This window comes from Pseudoduganella violaceinigra DSM 15887 (genome assembly GCF_000425385.1).
Lineage (GTDB): Bacteria > Pseudomonadota > Gammaproteobacteria > Burkholderiales > Burkholderiaceae_D > Rugamonas > Rugamonas violaceinigra.
Genome location: NZ_KE384360.1, coordinates 115,608 through 133,744 on the forward strand (window position 1 = coordinate 115,608; position 18,137 = coordinate 133,744).

Annotated in this window: 17 protein-coding genes; 14 read left to right on the plus strand and 3 right to left on the minus strand. The window is 62.8% G+C overall.

Annotation, left to right across the window (positions count from 1 at the left end):
- Positions 1-52 precede the first annotated feature (52 nt).
- From pyrG to ftsB, 4 genes are all read left to right on the plus strand, one after another.
- Positions 53-1,738, plus strand: coding sequence for a CTP synthase (gene pyrG / locus H597_RS32660; RefSeq protein ID WP_051294144.1), 1,686 nt, complete (start codon positions 53-55; stop codon positions 1,736-1,738).
- Complete coding sequence (gene kdsA / locus H597_RS0127020; protein WP_028104865.1) at positions 1,735-2,589, plus strand: 3-deoxy-8-phosphooctulonate synthase; 855 nt, start codon at positions 1,735-1,737, stop codon at positions 2,587-2,589. The genes pyrG and kdsA overlap by 4 nt, the downstream gene beginning before the upstream one ends.
- Before the next feature lie 104 nt (positions 2,590-2,693).
- Positions 2,694-3,977, plus strand: coding sequence for a phosphopyruvate hydratase (eno, locus tag H597_RS0127025; RefSeq protein WP_028104866.1), 1,284 nt, complete (start codon positions 2,694-2,696; stop codon positions 3,975-3,977).
- 47 nt (positions 3,978-4,024) lie between these two features.
- Positions 4,025-4,315, plus strand: coding sequence for a cell division protein FtsB (gene ftsB, locus H597_RS0127030; protein ID WP_028104867.1), 291 nt, complete (start codon positions 4,025-4,027; stop codon positions 4,313-4,315).
- 49 nt (positions 4,316-4,364) lie between these two features.
- Here the strand turns inward: ftsB and H597_RS0127035 are convergent, their stop codons facing one another.
- The gene (locus H597_RS0127035; RefSeq protein WP_035375349.1) at positions 4,365-6,182 is read right to left on the minus strand and encodes a DUF885 domain-containing protein; all 1,818 of its coding nucleotides are present in this window, start codon (positions 6,180-6,182) and stop codon (positions 4,365-4,367) included.
- 145 nt (positions 6,183-6,327) lie between these two features.
- Here H597_RS0127035 and H597_RS0127040 point away from each other — a divergent pair, with 145 nt between their 5' ends.
- Both H597_RS0127040 and H597_RS0127045 read left to right on the plus strand, forming a co-directional pair.
- Complete coding sequence (locus H597_RS0127040) at positions 6,328-8,550, plus strand: TonB-dependent receptor domain-containing protein (protein WP_028104869.1); 2,223 nt, start codon at positions 6,328-6,330, stop codon at positions 8,548-8,550.
- Between the two features lie 13 nt (positions 8,551-8,563).
- Positions 8,564-9,676 (plus strand): hemin-degrading factor, encoded by a 1,113-nt coding sequence (locus tag H597_RS0127045; protein WP_028104870.1) that lies wholly within the window; start codon positions 8,564-8,566, stop codon positions 9,674-9,676.
- 99 nt (positions 9,677-9,775) lie between these two features.
- On the opposite strand, the gene hslO is transcribed toward H597_RS0127045, so the two are convergent.
- Together hslO and H597_RS0127055 are read right to left on the minus strand one after the other, a co-directional pair.
- A complete protein-coding gene (gene hslO, locus H597_RS0127050) occupies positions 9,776-10,723 on the minus strand; it encodes an Hsp33 family molecular chaperone HslO (RefSeq protein ID WP_028104871.1) in 948 nt (315 codons plus the stop codon).
- A 3-nt stretch (positions 10,724-10,726) separates the two neighbouring features.
- Entirely contained in the window at positions 10,727-11,251 is a 525-nt protein-coding gene (locus tag H597_RS0127055; RefSeq protein ID WP_028104872.1) for a gamma carbonic anhydrase family protein, read from the minus strand.
- Between the two features lie 103 nt (positions 11,252-11,354).
- Between H597_RS0127055 and H597_RS0127060 the strand changes: the two genes are divergently transcribed.
- The 8 genes from H597_RS0127060 (at position 11,355) to dapA (ending at position 18,129) form a co-directional block, all read left to right on the plus strand.
- Complete coding sequence (locus tag H597_RS0127060; RefSeq protein ID WP_028104873.1) at positions 11,355-12,230, plus strand: alpha/beta fold hydrolase; 876 nt, start codon at positions 11,355-11,357, stop codon at positions 12,228-12,230.
- A gap of 42 nt (positions 12,231-12,272) precedes the next feature.
- On the plus strand, positions 12,273-13,106 hold the full coding sequence (locus H597_RS0127065; protein WP_028104874.1) for a 3',5'-nucleoside bisphosphate phosphatase: 834 nt from the start codon (positions 12,273-12,275) through the stop codon (positions 13,104-13,106).
- A gap of 69 nt (positions 13,107-13,175) precedes the next feature.
- Positions 13,176-14,075: a protease HtpX gene (gene htpX, locus H597_RS0127070; RefSeq protein ID WP_028104875.1), complete on the plus strand. Its 900-nt coding sequence runs from the start codon at positions 13,176-13,178 to the stop codon at positions 14,073-14,075.
- Entirely contained in the window at positions 14,072-14,695 is a 624-nt protein-coding gene (locus H597_RS0127075; RefSeq protein ID WP_028104876.1) for an L-threonylcarbamoyladenylate synthase, read from the plus strand. The genes htpX and H597_RS0127075 overlap by 4 nt, the downstream gene beginning before the upstream one ends.
- A 67-nt stretch (positions 14,696-14,762) precedes the next feature.
- Positions 14,763-15,434 (plus strand): site-2 protease family protein, encoded by a 672-nt coding sequence (locus tag H597_RS0127080; RefSeq protein ID WP_028104877.1) that lies wholly within the window; start codon positions 14,763-14,765, stop codon positions 15,432-15,434.
- Positions 15,424-16,626: a tryptophan--tRNA ligase gene (locus H597_RS0127085; protein ID WP_028104878.1), complete on the plus strand. Its 1,203-nt coding sequence runs from the start codon at positions 15,424-15,426 to the stop codon at positions 16,624-16,626. The genes H597_RS0127080 and H597_RS0127085 overlap by 11 nt, the downstream gene beginning before the upstream one ends.
- Positions 16,619-17,176, plus strand: coding sequence for a class I SAM-dependent methyltransferase (locus tag H597_RS0127090; protein WP_028104879.1), 558 nt, complete (start codon positions 16,619-16,621; stop codon positions 17,174-17,176). Before H597_RS0127085 ends, H597_RS0127090 begins: the two co-directional genes overlap by 8 nt.
- A gap of 74 nt (positions 17,177-17,250) precedes the next feature.
- On the plus strand, positions 17,251-18,129 hold the full coding sequence (gene dapA, locus H597_RS0127095; RefSeq protein WP_028104880.1) for a 4-hydroxy-tetrahydrodipicolinate synthase: 879 nt from the start codon (positions 17,251-17,253) through the stop codon (positions 18,127-18,129).
- Positions 18,130-18,137 lie beyond the last annotated feature (8 nt).

An 18,137-nucleotide genomic window follows, 5' to 3' on the forward strand; every position in this document is an offset into this window, starting at 1 on the left:
TGAGCTATAATTTCAATTTCCCGCTGCGCGCCTCCCCGGCGCCGATCTCGCAATGACCAAATTTGTCTTCGTCACTGGTGGCGTTGTGTCGTCCCTTGGTAAAGGGATTGCCGCCGCCTCCCTCGCCGCGATCCTCGAATCGCGAGGCCTCAAAGTCACCATGCTCAAACTGGACCCGTACATCAACGTGGACCCAGGCACCATGTCCCCGATGCAGCACGGTGAAGTCTTCGTTACCGACGATGGCGCTGAGACCGACCTGGACCTCGGTCACTATGAGCGTTTCATCTCCACCCGCATGCGCAAGGTGAACAACTTCACCACCGGCCAGATTTACGAATCGGTGATCCGCAAGGAACGCCGCGGCGAGTACCTGGGCAAGACCGTGCAGGTGATCCCGCACATCACCAATGAAATCCAGGATTACATCCGCCGTGGCGCGGAAGGCTACGACGTCGCCCTGTGCGAAATCGGCGGCACCGTGGGCGATATCGAATCGCTGCCATTCCTCGAAGCCGCGCGCCAGCTGTCGCTGCGCGCCGGACGCAAGAACTGCGCTTTCGTTCACCTGACCCTGGTGCCGTACATCGCATCGGCCGGCGAACTGAAGACCAAGCCTACCCAGCACTCGGTACAGAAGCTGCGCGAAATCGGTATTTCGCCGAACGCGCTGCTGTGCCGCGCCGACCGCAAGATCCCGGAAGACGAAGTGGCGAAGATCTCCCTGTTCTCGAACATCGAAGAACGCGCCGTGATCTCGGTATGGGACGTGGACACCATCTACAAAGTGCCGCAAATGCTGAACGACCAGGGCCTGGACGCGATCATCTGCGAAGCGCTGGACCTGAACCCGGCGCCGGCCGACCTGTCGATGTGGGCAAAGCTGATCCACAACCTGGAAAACCCGAAGGCGGAAGTGTCGATCGGCATGGTGGGCAAGTACGTCGAACTGACCGAATCGTACAAGTCGCTGACCGAAGCGCTGCGCCACGCCGGCCTGCACACCGAGTCGCGCGTGAACATCGAGTACATCGACTCCGAAGAGATCGAAACCAAGGGTGTCGCCGAACTTGCCAAGTTCGATGCGATCCTGGTGCCGGGCGGCTTCGGCAAGCGCGGCGTGGAAGGCAAGATCAAGGCGGCGCAATTCGCCCGTGAATCCAAAGTTCCTTACCTGGGCATTTGCCTGGGCATGCAGGTTGCGCTGATCGAATATGCGCGCCACATGGCCGGCTTCAGCAAGGCCAACTCCACCGAATTCGAGCCGGACACCGAGCAGCCGCTGGTGGCCCTGATCGACGAATGGCAGAACGAAGACGGCAAGATCGAGAAGCGCGACGCCAACTCCGACCTGGGCGGCACCATGCGCCTGGGCGCGCAGACCTGCGAAGTGAAGCCGGGCACCCTGGCCTCCGAGATCTACGGCAGCGTGGTGACCGAGCGTCACCGCCACCGTTACGAAGCGAACAACCATTACCTGGCCCGCGTGGAAGAAGCCGGCCTGGTGGTGGCGGCGCGCACCCCGAACGAGAACCTGTGCGAAATCATGGAACTGCCGCGCACCGGCGCCAATGCGCACCCATGGTATATGGGCGTGCAGTACCACCCTGAATTCAAATCGACCCCGCGTGACGGCCATCCGCTGTTCACCTCCTTCATCAAGGCAGCCCTGGCGCATAAAGCCGCCGCCGGCAAGCCAGCCCTGAAGGCAGTCGAAACCAAGGAGAACGTAGCATGAAGCTGTGTGGATTCGATGTAGGCCTGGACAAGCCATTCTTCCTGATCGCCGGCACCTGCGTGATCGAGTCGCGCCAGATGGCGTTCGACACCGCCGGCGCGCTGAAGGAAATGACCGCTGAACTGGGCATCCCATTCATCTACAAGTCGTCCTTCGACAAGGCCAACCGCACCTCGGGCACCTCGTACCGCGGTCCGGGCATGGAAAAGGGCCTTGAAATCCTGGGCGACGTGAAGCGCGAACTGCAGGTTCCCGTGCTGACCGATGTGCACACCGTGGAAGAAATCGCCGCCGTGTCGTCCGTGGTCGACGTGATCCAGACCCCGGCCTTCCTGTGCCGCCAGACCGACTTCATCACCGCCTGCGCCGAGTCCGGCCTGCCGGTGAACATCAAGAAGGGCCAGTTCCTGTCGCCGCACGAAATGAAAAACGTGATCGACAAGGCACGTGCCGCCGCCAAGGCCAAGGGCCTGAACGAAGACAATTTCATGGCATGCGAGCGTGGCGCTTCCTTCGGCTACAACAACCTGGTGTCGGACATGCGTTCGCTGGCCATCATGCGCGAAACCGGCGCACCGGTGGTGTTCGACGCGACCCACTCGGTGCAGCTGCCGGGCGGCCAGGGCGGCTCCTCGGGCGGCATGCGCGACATGGTGCCTGTGCTGTCGCGCGCCGCCGTGGCGGTTGGCGTGGCCGGCCTGTTCATGGAAACCCACCCGGTTCCAGCGCAAGCGCTGTCGGACGGCCCCAATGCCGTGCCGCTCGGCCGCATGAAGGAACTGCTGTCCGTTCTGATCGAACTGGACCGCGTCACCAAGAAGGCGGGTTTCCTCGAGACCAACTTCAACTAAGTTGTCTGCAAAGGGGCCGCAATGTTTTGCGGCCTTTTTTTGGTCCTGTCTGTTATCCTTGCAACAATTTTGCCCAGAATTCGCTTTAACTTTGGAGAAAACACATGAGTGCAATCGTTGACATCATCGGTCGTGAAGTAATCGACTCGCGCGGCAATCCGACCGTGGAATGCGACGTCCTGCTGGAATCCGGCGTCATGGGCCGTGCCGCCGTGCCGTCCGGCGCATCGACCGGTTCGCGCGAAGCCATCGAGCTGCGCGACGGCGACGCCAAGCGCTACTTCGGCAAAGGCGTGCTGAAAGCCTGCGAAAACATCAACACCGAAATCTCGGAAGCCATCATGGGCCTGGACGCCAATGAGCAGGCGTTCCTGGACCGCACCCTGATCGAACTGGACGGCACCGAGAACAAGTCCCGCCTGGGCGCCAACGCCATGCTGGCCGTGTCGATGGCGGTCGCCAAAGCCGCCGCTGAAGAAGCCGGCCTGCCGCTGTACCGCTACTTCGGCGGCTCCGGCGCCATGCAGATGCCGGTGCCGATGATGAACGTGATCAACGGCGGCGCGCACGCCGACAACAACCTGGACATCCAGGAATTCATGATCATCCCGGTCGGCGCTCCATCCTTCAAGGAAGCGGTGCGCTACGGCGCCGAAGTGTTCCACACCCTGAAGAAGATCCTGCACAAGAAGGGCATGAACACCGCCGTGGGCGACGAAGGCGGCTTCGCTCCTTCGCTGGCTTCGCACGAAGACGCGATCAAGCTGATCATGCAGGCAATCGAGGAAGCCGGCTACGAGCCAGGCACCCAGATCGCCATTGGCCTGGACTGCGCCGCCTCCGAGTTCTACAAGGACGGCAAGTACCACCTGGAAGGCGAAGGCATGGTCCTGTCGGCTGAGGAATTCACCAACCTGCTGGCCACCTGGTGCGACAAGTACCCGATCATCTCGATCGAAGACGCGATGCACGAAGGCGACTGGGCCGGCTGGGCGCATCTGACCCAGGTCCTGGGCAAGAAAGTGCAGCTGGTCGGCGACGACCTGTTCGTCACCAACACCAAGATCCTGAAAGAAGGCATCCAGAAGGATATCGCCAACTCGATCCTGATCAAGATCAACCAGATCGGCACCCTGACCGAAACCTTCGCAGCGATCGAAATGGCCAAGCGCGCCGGCTACACCGCCGTGATCTCGCACCGTTCCGGCGAAACCGAGGATTCGACCATCGCCGATATCGCCGTGGGCACCAACGCGCTGCAGATCAAGACCGGTTCCATGTCCCGTTCGGACCGCATGGCCAAGTACAACCAGCTGCTGCGCATCGAAGAAGACCTGGGCGATATCGCTTCCTACCCTGGCCGCGATGCGTTCTATAATCTGAAGTAATTAAGTACCCACCGGCCGGGTCTCCCGGCCGGTTCCGTTTTGAGCCAATGCGCCTGATTACCCTCGTTCTTGCCCTGCTGCTGATGCTGATCCAATACCCGCTCTGGTTCGGGAAGGGCGGCTGGCGGCGCGTGGGAGAGCTGGAAAAAGAAGTCGCGGCTGCGCAGGAAAAGAATGAAGGCCTGCGCCAGCGCAACGCCAAGCTGGCTTCCGAGGTGAACGACCTGAAAGACGGCACCGGCGCCGTCGAAGAGCGGGCGCGCTTCGAGCTCAGTATGATCAAGCAGAACGAAATCTACGTGCAGATCCTCGGCAAAGACCAGGCCAAGCCGCGATAATTGTCGGGCTCGTGTCCGATTGCCAGACCTGACCCCGACTTTCTGTTGCTTACTTCTTCGCTTTGGCGATCCACTCGTTGACGCGCGTCTCCAGAATAGGCAGCGGCAAGGTGCCGTCTCCCAGCACCACGGCGTGGAAGGCCGGGTAGCTGAATTTTGCGCCCAGTTCACGCTGGGCCCTGTCGCGCAATTCCAGGATCTTCATCGCACCAATCTTGTAGCTCAGAGCCTGCGCAGGCCAGACCATATAGCGCTCAACCTGGTTCTTGGCTCGTTCTTCCGGGACGCCCAGCGTTTCGACCATATAGGCGATAGCCTTCTCCCGGGGCCAACCCATCGAGTGCATGCCGGTATCGACCACCAGACGCACAGCGCGTAGCAATTCCGCATTCAGGTGGCCGTAGTGCCAGACCGGGTCTTCGTATAAGCCGAAGTTTTTGCCCAGCGTCTCGGCGTACAGCGCCCAGCCTTCGGTGTAGGCTGCGTTGTTCTGGTTTTCAGTGCTGAACTTGCGGAAATCGGGCAGCGGCATTTCCTTCAACAGCGCTGCGTGGAAGTGGTGGCCGGGCACACCCTCATGCAGCAGCAGGCTGGCCATGCCGGTGCGGTTGTAGTCCTTCGGATCGTTCACAACGGCCCAGAATACGCCGGGGTGGGAACCGTCGGCCGCCGGCGGCGTGTAATGGTCGGACGCGGTGGCACGCGTCAGAGCAGGTTCCAGGTCGACCACCAATTTGGATTTCGGCACGAGGCTGAAATAGGCGGGCAGCCTGGCCTGTACCAAATCGTAGATCTCGCGGTACTCGTCCAGCACTTCCGCTTCCGTGGCGAAGGGCGTGAAGCGCTTCTGGCCGCGCATCCATTGCGTGAAACTCTGCGTAGATCCGGCGAAATCCAATTTGAGCCTCAGGCTTAGCATCGTGGCGCTGATACGGGCGACTTCCTTCAATCCCAGGTCGTGGATCTCTTGCGGCCCCAGCGGCAGGTTGGTGCTGTCATGGATGCGAGCCTGGTACCATGCCCCGCCGTTCGGCAGGGAGTTCCAGCCGGTGCTCTTGCGGCTGGCGGGCAGGTATTCCGATTCCAGGAAGCGCACCAGGCGTTCCAGCGCCGGATCGAGTTGCTCCACCGCTGTACGGTAGTCGCGCGCCAGACGCGCCTTGTCCGCGGCGCTGAACGATGCGGGCATGCGCGCAATCGGCGAGTAATACACGCTGGATTCCGCGCTCTTGCTGCGCAGCGCTGCCATCTGCGGCAGCATCGCTTGCGTGATGGCCTTGGGGTGGACGACACCCTTCTTGATGCCTTCGCGCATATTGGCGATGGCCTGGTCGATCCAGGGCGCCAACTGGCGCACCCGACTCAGGTAGTCTTGGTATTGCTTGACGGTGCCCAGCGGCTGGGAGCCGGTGCCGCTGGCGTAATTGGCCAGGGTGCTCGGAATATTGTCGAAATGGTTCAGCGGCAGCAGGTGTTCGGGGAAGGGGGCCAATGCCAATGCCGCATCCAGCTCATAGGCCAGCAGGTCGAGCGTCATCTTGTCCTGGTCCGCCAGCTGGGTGCGCGGGATCGTTGCGAGGCGGGCCTGCATCTGGCGGTAGGCTGCGAACTGCTTGGCGCGCACGTCGGGGGCGATGGCCATGCCGATCTGGTCGTTGTAGCGGCTGTCGCCGTTGGCAGTCGCGAACAGCAGCGGGTCGAAGCTGGCGCGGGCGATGTGGAAGTCGTTTGCCAACTGGGCCAGTTGGCGACTGGCCTGGCTTGCCTCTTGTTTGACGGCCGGCGCCGCCAGTGCAGCGTCGAGGGCGAGTGGACTGGCCAGCAGGCTGGCTATAAGGACGGCGGCGGAAAGACGGGAAGACTGCATCAGGGATCCTGGACAAAAGGGAAGCCGCAAGCATACTCCAAAATCTTCCCTCCTTAACGTCTTGCGAATGAGAATTATTCGCATTAGAATGGCGTTCCCGTGCCAGCCGAGAGCCAGCGTTTGACCGACTCTCTACTGGAAGATCATGACTGCATCCGTATTGCGGCCGCAGCGCCTGGCGCTGTTGCTGGCTGCCGCCCTGGGCGCGAACGCCCATGCCCAAGAAACCACCCGCCTGGGCGAAATCCTCGTTACGGCCAAGCCTGAGGAAAACAAGACGATTACTGCGCGCGAGCTCGAGCGGCGCGGCGTGACCGATATGGCGCAAATGGCCCGCTACGAAACGCTGGTCACCGTACCGGCGGCGCTGAGCGGCGGCGCCAATATCTGGGATGGCGCGGGCAATACGGGCTTCAACATCCGTGGTGTGGAAGGCAACCGCATCGGCCTCGATCTGGACGGCATTGCGCTGCCCGATGCGGCGCCGCGTCCGGACAATTCGACGCTGAACAGCTTCGGCGTCGGGCGCGACTATTTCGACCCCGAAACCTTCCGCGAAGTGCGCATCGGCGCAGGTAGCACCGCAGCCGACGGCGGCAGCGCAGGCCTGGGCGGCAAGGTATCTTTTGTGACCAAGTCGCCATCCGACTTCGTGAGCGCGGAAAAACCCGTCTATGCCGAGTACAAATTTGGCTACCACGGCGCCAACGACGCGCGCATGCATGCCCTGACCGGCGCCGTGCAGTCAGGCTCGTTGCAGGCATTGGCGGTGGCGGTACGTCGCAACGGCGAACAGTCCCAGAGTGAAGGCAGCGTGGCGCCCAATCCGGATGACTGGCGCTCCGATGCGCTGCTGGCCAAGCTGGCGTGGCGCCTGGCGCCGGGCCAGAAGCTCGGCTTCACCTTCGACGGCTTTCGCGCCGGGCATGACCGCAAATTCGACAACAAGCTGAACGCCATGTACCCCCAAGGCGCAGCGCAGGCTTCGAATACGCACCGCAACCGGGCCAGCCTGGAACATGAATACACTTCCGGCACCTGGCTGGTCGAGAGCAGGGCTTATGTGCAGAATTCGCGCGTGGAAGACCATACCGATGCAGCCTATGTGGCCGGTCCCCAGCGCTATGCGCGCAGCATCGACACGGGCTACTTTAACAAGAGCAAAGGCCTGGCCAGCAGCGCGACGCGCCAGTTCGGCGCCGACAGCATGTCATTCGGCGCGATGGTGGAAGACCAGGCGTCGCGCCGCCCCTGGAGGGAAGACCGCACGGTGTTGGCAAGCGGCGCGCACCAGGTCACCAACAAGAACCGCATGGCCGACATGGATACCTTGAAACTGTCGGCCTTCGTGCGCGGCGAGTATGTGTTCCCGCTGGCGGGCCTGCGCGCCACCGTGTCCCCAGGGCTGCGCGCCGAGTACCGCAAGCTGGAGCCGAAAAACCTGCAGAACTACGTGATCGCGGTACCGGCCGCAGCCAAGGAATTGAAGGACGACAGCGACAGCTTCCTGTCCCCGAGCCTTGGCCTGACGGTGGCCGTGACGCCGCAGGTCGACGTGTACGGCAAGTACACGCACGGCTACCGCATGCCGACCGCCGCCGAGCGCACCGGCACATACGATTCGTTCAGTTACACGGGAGCCGGCAACGGTTACGCGACGCTGGGCAACGCGAACCTGGGCAAAGAGAGCAGCAACACCTTTGAACTGGGCTTGCGCGGGCAGGCGGCAAGCTGGCTGACGGTGAGCGCCTCCACTTTCTACAACCGCTACAAGGATTTCATCGAGTACGTGGCGCAGCCGGCCGACCCGGTCAACTTCCCGACCGTGACGTTCGGCCTGTTCCGGCCTGAGAACATCGGAAATGCGCGCAGCTGGGGTGGCGAGTTTTCCGCGCTGGCGCAGATGGGGCAGGGCTTCAGCGCCGCGCTGTCGGCAGGCGCTTCGCGCGGCACGCTGGAAAACAAGCGCACCGGCCAGAAAGGCGGCATGAACTCCATCCAGCCGTACAAGGCCACGGCCAGCCTGGCCTGGGACGACCCGCAAAAGCGCGGCGGAGCATCGCTGACCGCCGTCCACATGCGCGGCAAACAGGCGCAGGCCGATGTGACCGCTGCGCCGGCGCAGGCGCCGGCGGGTGCGTATTTCGCGGTGCCGGCGGCGACCGTGGTTGACCTGGCGGGCTACTGGAATATCGGCAGGAACGCGGTGCTGAATGCCGGCATCTATAACGTGGGCGACAAGAAGTACTGGGATTACGCCGCCGCGCGCAGCTTGGCCGCAGGTAGCACCGCCGCCGCGCGGGCCGAGATCGAGCGCCAGGCGCGCCCGGGCCGCCATGTCGCGCTCAACTTCAAACTGATGTACTGATAAGGAGAATACGATGAAAAAGACTTACGCCTTCCTGCTGCTTGGCGGTGCCATCGCCTTGGCTGCCGGCGCCGCGGGCGCAGCCGCGCTGAACGAACGCTGGGATGCACTGCGCGCCGAACAGCCAAAACTGCAGATCCGCGACGCCGCCCGCACGCTCGGCACATCCGAAGCCGAGCTGCTGGCGACCGGGATCGGCAAGACCGTGATCCGCCTGTCCGATGCGGAACACGCGGTGAACGACATCATGATCCGTGCGCTGGACCTGGGCACCGTCATGGCCCTGACCCGCAATGAGAACGGCGTATTGGAACGCACCGGCGTGGCAAGCCGGGCCAAGCCGGAATCCTTCAGCGACAAGGAACGCTACCGTGCCGTGGGCGGAGGCTATCTCGGCGGCGAGATCGACCTGCGCTTCCACTTCGCCAACTGGAAGCATGCCTTCGCGGTCGTGCAGCCGGGCCGCGACGGCGCGACCAGCCGCAGCCTGCAGTTCTTCGACGCGCAGGGCAATGCCGCGCACAAGGTCTATGTGAAGAGCGAGGCTGGCGTGGCGGTGTTCGACAAGATCGTGGCAGAATTCAAACATCCGCAGCAAAGCGGCGCGCTAAAGATTGTCGCCGCCGAGCCGAAGGCGCTTGAACTGGCGGACAGCGCCGTGGACGTGAAGGAATTCCAGCTGGCGTGGAAAGAGATGACCGATGTGCACCAGTTCAACCGGATTGTCGGCGAGTTCAAACTGAGCCGCGAACAAGCGATGCGCCTGGCTCCCGAGGGCGCGGTGCAGAAAATCGGACCGCAAGCGATGCGCAAGCTGCTGGAAGAATCGGCGAAGCAGCAGATGCCGATCATGGCCTTCCTGGGAAATGGCGCGGTGACGCAGATTTTCAGCGGCAAGATCAGCAAGACTGCTGCCAGCGGCGAGTGGTACAACGTGCTCGATCCGGAATTCAACCTGCACATCCGCGAAACCACGCTGAAGAGCGGCTATGTGGTGCAGCGCGCCGGCGTCACGTCGGTGGAATTCTTCGATAAGGACGGCGAGCTGGTCGTGACCTTCTTTGGCGTGCGGGAAAGGGCAAAGCCGCAGACGCAGGCGTGGGTTGACTTGACGCGCAGCCTGTAAGAACGGCCGGGTCCGTGGCAACCTTGGGGTCAGGCTCTTGGCTTGCCACGCGTGGCAACCCAAGAGCCTGACCCCAAGGTTGCCACGGACTCGGCTGGATCAGTGCTTGGCTTCGGTACCGTGCATCAGGGCTTCGGCCGGTGCGTCGGTGACGAACAGCTGCGCGCAGTCGACCGCGTCGTATTCATAGTGCTTGCCGCAGAAGTCGCAGTTGATGCCCAGCTTGCCTTGCTCGGACAGCGCGTCTTCCACTTCCTGCTGGCCCAGCATCTTCAGCATATTGCCCACCTTCTCGCGCGTGCAGGAGCAGTGGAAGTGCGGGTGCAGCGGCTCGAAGACGCGCAGGGTCTCTTCCCAGAACAGGCGCTTTTGCAGTTCGTCGATGCCGTGTTCCAGCATCTCCGCTTCCTTCAGCGTGTCGCCCAGCATGACCACGCGGTTCCAGGTTTCCTGCGAGTGTTCGATGGCGTGCGCCGTGGTTTCGGCCTTGCCGCCATGCAGGGGCAGCTTTTGCAGCAGCAGGCCGCGCGAGACCTTGTCGTCCGCCGCCAGCCACAGTTTGGTGTCCAGCTGTTCGGAGCGCAGCATATAGTGCTCGATCACGGTCGCCACGTCGTCGCCGTCCAGCGGTACGATGCCCTGGTATGGCTGCTGGCCCGGCACTTTTTCGGCTGGATCCAGGGTGATCACGAAACGGCCGTGGCCTTGGGCGTTGACCAGCGCCTGCAGGCCGGCGTCTTCCGCGATCGCGAACTCGGCATTCAATTTGGCGGTGGCGCGCATGCGCAGGTCGGAATCGCATTCCACCACCAGCAGGCGCACCGGGCCGTCGCCATGCAGCTGCATGATCAGCGAGCCGTTGAATTTGAGGTTGGCTGACAGCAGCGCCGCCGCCGACACCATCTGGCCCAGCAGGCGCTTGACAGCGACCGGGTAGTGGTGGCGGGCCACGATCTCGCGCCAGGTGGCGGAGATGTCGACCAGCTCACCGCGCACGGCGGCGTCTTCGAAAACAAACTTCTGCAGGGTATCCGGGGTGTTCGTCATTGCTTATCCAATCTTTTTCAGTTGCGACTTGAACAGCTGGCCACGTTTGACATAGCTGTCGGCGCTGCCTTGCAGGCGCGCCACGTCTTCCGCTGTCAGCTGGCGCACCACCTTGGCGGGCACGCCGACGATCAGCGAGTTGTCGGGAAACTCCTTGCCCTCGGTGACCAGGGCGCCGGCGCCGACCAGGCAGCCCTTGCCGATCCTGGCGCCGTTCAGCACCACGGCCTGGATGCCGACCAGCGAACCGTCGCCGATGGTGCAGCCATGCAGCATGGCCTGGTGGCCGATGGTCACGTCCTTGCCCACCGTGAGCGGGAAGCCCATATCGGTGTGCATCACCGTACCTTCCTGCACATTACTGTTTTCACCAATTGTGATGCGCTCATTATCGCCGCGGATGGTTGCGCCAAACCAGACGGAGCTGTTTGCCTGCAAGGTCACCTTGCCGATCAAGGTGGCATTCTCCGCCACGAAAGCGGAAGCATCAATCTCTGGCGCGTGTTCGCCAAGCTGGTAAATTGTCATGGACGGTCCGGTAGGAGGGAAGGGAAGTGGCGCTATTGTACGCCAAGCAGGTTTTAGCACGGTCGTGCTATTATCGTGGTTCACCCATTTTTAGGCAGGCATCATGATTCCATCCCGTTCCGATTTTATCGATGTGCGCGGCATGCGCACCCACGTACTGCATTGGGGCCGCGAAGGCGCGCCCAAGATCTTCATGGTGCACGGCTGGATGGATGTGGGCGCCAGCTTCCAGTTCGTGGTCGATTGCCTGAAAGGGGACTGGCATGTGATTGCGCCGGACTGGCGCGGTTTCGGCCAGACCGAGCGCAATGGCACGGATACTTACTGGTTCGCCGACTATGTGGCCGACCTGGATGCGATCCTGCGCCATTACCAGCCAGAGGGCGCGATCAACCTGCTGGGCCACAGCATGGGCGGCAACGTGGTCAGCCTGTATGCCGGCATCCGTCCGGAGCGCATCCGCCGCCTGGTCAACCTGGAAGGCTTCGGCCTGAAAGCGACCGTGCCGGAGCAGGCGCCTTCGCGCTACCGCAAGTGGCTCGACGAATTGCTGGTGGCGCCAGAAATGCGCACCTACGACAGCCAGGCCGCCGTCGCGGCCCGTCTGCAGAAGACCAATCCGCGCCTGTCCGATGAACGCGCCGCCTTCCTGGCCAGCCATTGGTCGGCGCGCAATGCGCAGGGACAGTGGGAAATCCTGGGCGACCCGGTGCATAAGCGTCCCGGCCCGTCGCTGTACCGGGTGGAGGAAGTCCTGGCGTGCTGGAAGAAGATTACGGCGCCGGTGCTGTGGGTCGAGGCCGAGGATACCAATATGTGGCTGTGGATGGGCCCCAAGGACGAGGCGCGCGCGGAAATCGACCGCCGCCTGGCGCATCTGGCGCAGGTTACGCCGAAGATGATGCCGGACGCCGGCCATATGCTGCACCACGACCAGCCGGAACTGCTGGCCGAAATGCTGGAGGAATTCCTCGCTTGAGCTTTCAGCGTACAATGAATGCTTCGCAATATTGCAAAGCGTATGCTGAACGTAGACCTCCATTGCCATTCGAACGTGTCCGACGGGGTGCTGCCGCCTGCGGCGGTGGCCGAGCATGCCCATAAGGCGGGCGTCAATGTCTGGGCCCTGACCGACCATGATGAAGTGGGCGGCGTCGCCACGGCGCGCGCCGCGGCGCAGCTGTATGGCATGCGCTTCGTGTCGGGGGTGGAAATTTCCATCACCTGGGCCGGCGAGACGGTGCATATCGTCGGCCTGCAGCTGGACGAAAATAATGCCACCCTGCTCAAAGGCCTGGAGGATACCCGTTCCGGCCGCGATAACCGGGGCCGCGAAATTGGCCGCCAGCTGGAGCTGGCCGGCATTCCCGGCGCCTACGAGGGCGCGCTGCATTATGTCGACAATCCATCGCTGATGTCCCGTACCCACTTCGCACGCTTCCTGGTGGAGCAGGGGATTTGTTCCTCGGTGCCGGAAGTGTTCCGCAAATATCTTTCGCCAGGCAAGCCGGGCTTCGTCGAGCACCGCTGGGCGAGCTTGCAGGATGCGGTCGGCTGGATTCTGGGCGCGGGCGGGATCGCGGTGATCGCGCATCCGGGGCGCTACAAATTCACGCCGCTGCAGGAGGGTGTGCTGTTCGACGAATTCAAGCAGCTGGGCGGCACGGCAATCGAGGTCGTGACCGGCTCGCATACGCCGGACCAGTATCCGAAATATGCGAACCTGGCGAACAGCTATGGCTTCCTGGCGTCGCGCGGGACCGACTTCCATGCGCCGGGCGAGGCGCGCGTCGACTTCCGCCTACTGCCGCCGCTGCCGGGCAATGTGACGCCGGTCTGGCACGACTGGTTCTGACGCGGGGCTTGTAATTCCCTACTGCCGACCATAGATTATCATTCGGTAAAGTTGTCCGGAGCTTGTTCTATGAAACGCATCATCCTCTTTATCGCCACCAACCTGGCCGTGGTGGTGGTGCTCTCGATCGTGCTGTCCCTGCTCGGGATAGGCCGTCCCGGCTCGGGAATGAGCATGGGCGGCTTGCTGGCGTTTTCCTTGGTGGTGGGTTTCACCGGCGCCATTATTTCGCTGCTGATGTCCAAGCAGATGGCCAAGTGGTCGACCGGCGCGCGCGTGATCGACCATCCGCAGAATTCCCATGAGCAGTGGCTGCTTGGCACCGTGCATGCGTTGGCCGACAGGGCTGGCATCGGCCGTCCGGAAGTGGCGATTTATGATGGCGCCCCCAACGCCTTCGCCACCGGCGCATTCAAGAACGACGCCTTGGTTGCCGTGTCCACCGGCCTGCTGCAATCGATGAACCGGGAGGAAGTGGAGGCCGTGCTGGGACATGAAGTGGCCCACATCGCCAATGGCGACATGGTGACGCTGACCTTGATCCAGGGCGTCGTGAACACCTTTGTCGTGTTCCTGTCACGCATCGTCGGTAGCATCGTCGACAGCGTCCTGAACGGCCAGAACGACGACGAGCGTGCCTCATACCGCGGCCCAGGCATCGGTTATACCGTGACGGTGATCGTTTGCGAACTGGTGTTCGGCCTGCTGGCCTCCATGATCGTGGCCTGGTTCTCGCGCCAGCGCGAATTCCGGGCCGATGCCGGCTCGGCGCGCCTGCTGGGCTCCACCGTGCCCATGCAGCAGGCACTGGCGCGTCTGGGCGGCATCCAGCCCGGACAGTTACCGCAGGACATGGCCGCATCCGGGATCACATCGCCCAGCGGCTGGGGCGAGCTGTTCTCCAGCCATCCTCCGATCGAAGAACGTATCGCAGCCCTGCAACGGCTGCGCCAACAAGCTGAAACATGACCCAATTCTTCCAGGTACACCCTGATAACCCGCAGCTTCGCCTGATCAAGCAGGCGGCGCAAATCATCCAGGGCGGCGGCATCGTCGCGCTGCCGACCGATTCCTGCTACGCGCTGGTGTGCCAGCTGGATGACAAGGCCGCGGTCGACAAGCTGCGCCGCATCCGCGGCATCGACGAGCGGCACCACCTGACCCTGTTATGCCGCGACCTGAGCGAAATCGCCGTCTATGCCCGCGTCGACAACAAGCAGTTCCGCCTGTTGAAAGCGGCGACGCCTGGCCCCTACACCTTCATCCTGGAGGCGACGCGCGAAGTGCCGCGCCGCCTGTCCCACCCGTCACGCAAGACCATCGGCTTGCGCGTGCCGCAAAATCCGATCACCGAATTGCTGATGGCTGAACTGGGGCAGCCGCTGCTGGGGACTACCCTGATTTTGCCGGGCGACGACGAGCCGCTGACCGACCCCGAGATTGTGCTGGAGCGCCTGTGCAAGCAGGTCGACCTGGTGATCGACGGCGGCGCCTGCAGCCTGGAGCCCACCACGGTGGTGGACCTGACCGGCGACGAGCCGGAACTGGTGCGCACCGGACGCGGCGACCCCGCTGCCCTCGGCCTTTGAGACCCATGGGCATCCTCCACCCGCCGTGTAGGCGGGCATGCCGATGCCCTCTGATAAAATCCCAGTTATGAATACCGACCAGATAATCCAGGCAATCGCGGTCTACGCAATTCCCGTCCTGTTTGCTATTTCCCTGCATGAAGCTGCCCACGGTTACGTGGCGCGCTATTTTGGCGACAATACCGCCGAACAAATGGGCCGACTGACCCCCAACCCGATCAAGCATATCGATCTGTTTGGCACGATCATCCTGCCGATCGTCCTGCTATTTACTGCGCATATGGCATTCGGCTATGCCAAGCCGGTGCCGGTGGATTTCGGCCGCCTGCGCAATCCGAAAAAGCAAATGGGTTTTGTCGCCGCGGCGGGACCGGCTGCCAACTTTGTCATGGGGATCGCTTGGGTCCTATTGCATGTGCTGCTGGTTGCTGCCGGTGTTACGGAACCGTTCCTTCTTGGGATGTGTCAGGCCGGATTGTGGGTGAACGCGATCATGTGCGGCTTCAACCTGCTTCCGATCCCGCCATTGGATGGTGGCCGCATCGTGACGGCCATGTTGCCGCGCGACCTGGCGATCAAATTCGCCAGCATTGAGCGCCTTGGCCCCTTCATTTTTATCGGCATCATCCTGTTGCTGAATACGGGGCCATTCCGGGTTCTACTGGGCGCACTTGTACTGTTTGTGAAGAGCCTGATCCTTCTGCCGTTTAGCGCGCTCCCAAGTTACTATGTACCCTGACCGCGTCGTCTCCGGCATGCGCCCGACGGGCAGTATGCATCTGGGCCACTACCACGGCGCCCTGAAGAACTGGATCCGGATGCAGTCCGAGCAGCCTTGCCTGTTCTTCGTGGCCGACTGGCACGCCCTGACCACGCATTACGACGACCCGTCCATCATTGAGCAGTCCACCTGGGACATGCTGGTGGACTGGCTGGCGGCCGGCATCGACCCGACCCAGGCGACGCTGTTCATCCAGTCGAAAGTCCCGGAGCACGCCGAGCTGCACCTGCTGCTGTCGATGGCCACCCCGCTGGGCTGGCTGGAGCGCGTGCCGACCTACAAGGACCAGATCGACAACCTGGCCAACAAGGACTTGCAGACCTACGGCTTCCTCGGCTACCCGCTGCTGCAGGCGGCCGATGTGCTGATCTACCGCGCCAGCGAAGTGCCGGTGGGCGACGACCAGGTGCCGCACGTGGAAATGATGCGCGAGATCGCGCGCCGCTTTAACTACCTGTACGGCAAAGAAAAGGGCTTCGAGGAAAAGGCGCAGGACGCGGTCAAGAAGCTGGGCAGCAAACGCGCCAAGCTGTACCACGAACTGCGCACGGCCTACCAGCAGGAAGGCGACGACGCCGCGCTGGAGCAGGCCAAGGCCATGCTGGACGATGCGCAGAACCTGTCGATGATCGACCGCGAGCGCCTGTTCGGTTACCTGGAAGGGGCGCGCAAGCTGATCCTGGTGGAGCCGCAGGCCCGGCTGACCGAGGCGTCGCGCCTGCCGGGCCTGGACGGCCGCAAGATGTCCAAGAGCTACGGCAACGCGATTGCCCTGCGCGAGGACAAGGAATCGGTCACGAAAAAGATTCGCACCATGCCGACCGACCCGGCCCGCGTGCGCCGCACCGATGCCGGCGAGCCGGAGCGCTGCCCGGTCTGGCAATTCCACGTGGTGTATTCGGACCCGCCGACCCAGGAATGGGTGCAGCAGGGCTGTAAATCGGCGGGTATCGGTTGTCTCGAATGCAAGCAGCCGGTGATCGACGCCATCCTGAAAGAACAGGAACCGATGCATGAGCGTGCCCAGCCCTACCTGGACGATCCTTCCTTGGTGCGTGCTATTGTGGCGGACGGAAATGAAGCGGCGCGCAAGCAGGCGCAGGAAACCATGCGCGATGTGCGCGAAGCAATGGGATTGAGTTATGGCTGATGTGTTGACGCCGCCTTCGCCCTGGGTGGAGCGCTGTGCGCCGCTGGTGCCGGGCGGTGAAGTGCTGGACCTGGCTTGCGGCAGCGGCCGCCATGCGCGCCATTTGGCCGCGCTGGGCCATGCCGTGATCGCGGTCGACCGCGACCCCGAGGCGCTGGCCGCGGCAGCCGGTCCCGGCATCGTGACCAGCCAGATCGACCTGGAGGAGGAGGGCGCCTGCTGGCCGTTCGGCCCGGCGCGCTTTGCCGCCGTGATCGTGACCAACTACCTGCACCGTCCGCTGCTGGCCGACATGCTGGGCAGCCTGGCGCCGAACGGCATGCTGATTTACGAAACCTTCGCCGACGGCAATGCCGCTTTCGGCAAGCCATCCAACCCGGACTTCTTGCTGCAGCCGGGCGAATTGCTGGAATTGGCTAGAATGCATGGCTTGCGTGTCATCGCGTTCGAGGATGGCGTCGTTAATACGCCGAAACCGGCCATGGTGCAAAGGATTTGCGCCGTGAAAGGGGAGTTTCCAAGGGAGGCGGCGCTGTTGCCGTCATTTTGAGCGACCAAAATGCACCACGGGTGCAGGGTATGCTCTACAATCGTCGTTTTAATTCTTATTGCAATTGGTTTCCTATGATTAAGGGTAGCATTGTAGCAATCGTAACCCCGATGCACGCCGACGGCACCCTGGACTATCCAGGCCTGAACGCGCTGATCGACTGGCATATTGCCGAAGGCACGGACGCCATCGTGATCGTCGGTACCACCGGTGAATCCGCCACTGTCAACGTGGCCGAGCACTGCGCACTGATCAAGGCAACCGTGGAACGTGTCGCGGGCCGCATCCCGGTGATCGCGGGTTCCGGCGGCAATTCCACCGTGGAAGCCATCGAACTGACCCGCTTTGCCAAGAGCGCCGGCGCCGACGCTTCGCTGCAAGTGGTTCCTTACTACAACCGTCCTACCCAGGAAGGCATGTACCAGCACTTCAAGGCGATCGCCGAAGCGGTGGAGATGCCGGTCATCCTGTACAACGTACCGGGCCGCACCGTTGCCGACATGAGCAACGACACCATCCTGCGCCTGGCCCAGATCAAGAACATCATCGGCGTCAAGGACGCGACCGGCAATATCGGCCGCGGCTACGACCTGCTGCGCCGCGCCCCGGCCGACTTCGCCGTCTACTCCGGCGACGATCCGACTGCGATTGCGCTGATGCTGGCCGGTGGTAAGGGCAATATCTCGGTGACCGCCAATGTGGCGCCGCGCCAGATGCACGAAATGTGCGAAGCCGCGATGGCAGGCGATGCCGCCAAGGCGACCGCCATCAACAACCAGCTGCTCCCACTGCACCAGAACCTGTTCATCGAACCGAATCCGGTCCCGGTCAAATGGGCGCTGGCGGAAATGGGCCGGATGCCGAAAGGTATCCGCCTGCCGCTGGTGCAGCTGGCAGAGCAGTATCACGAGACCGTCCGCGCTGCCCTGCGTGAATCCGGTGTGCTGAACTAATCTTCTTT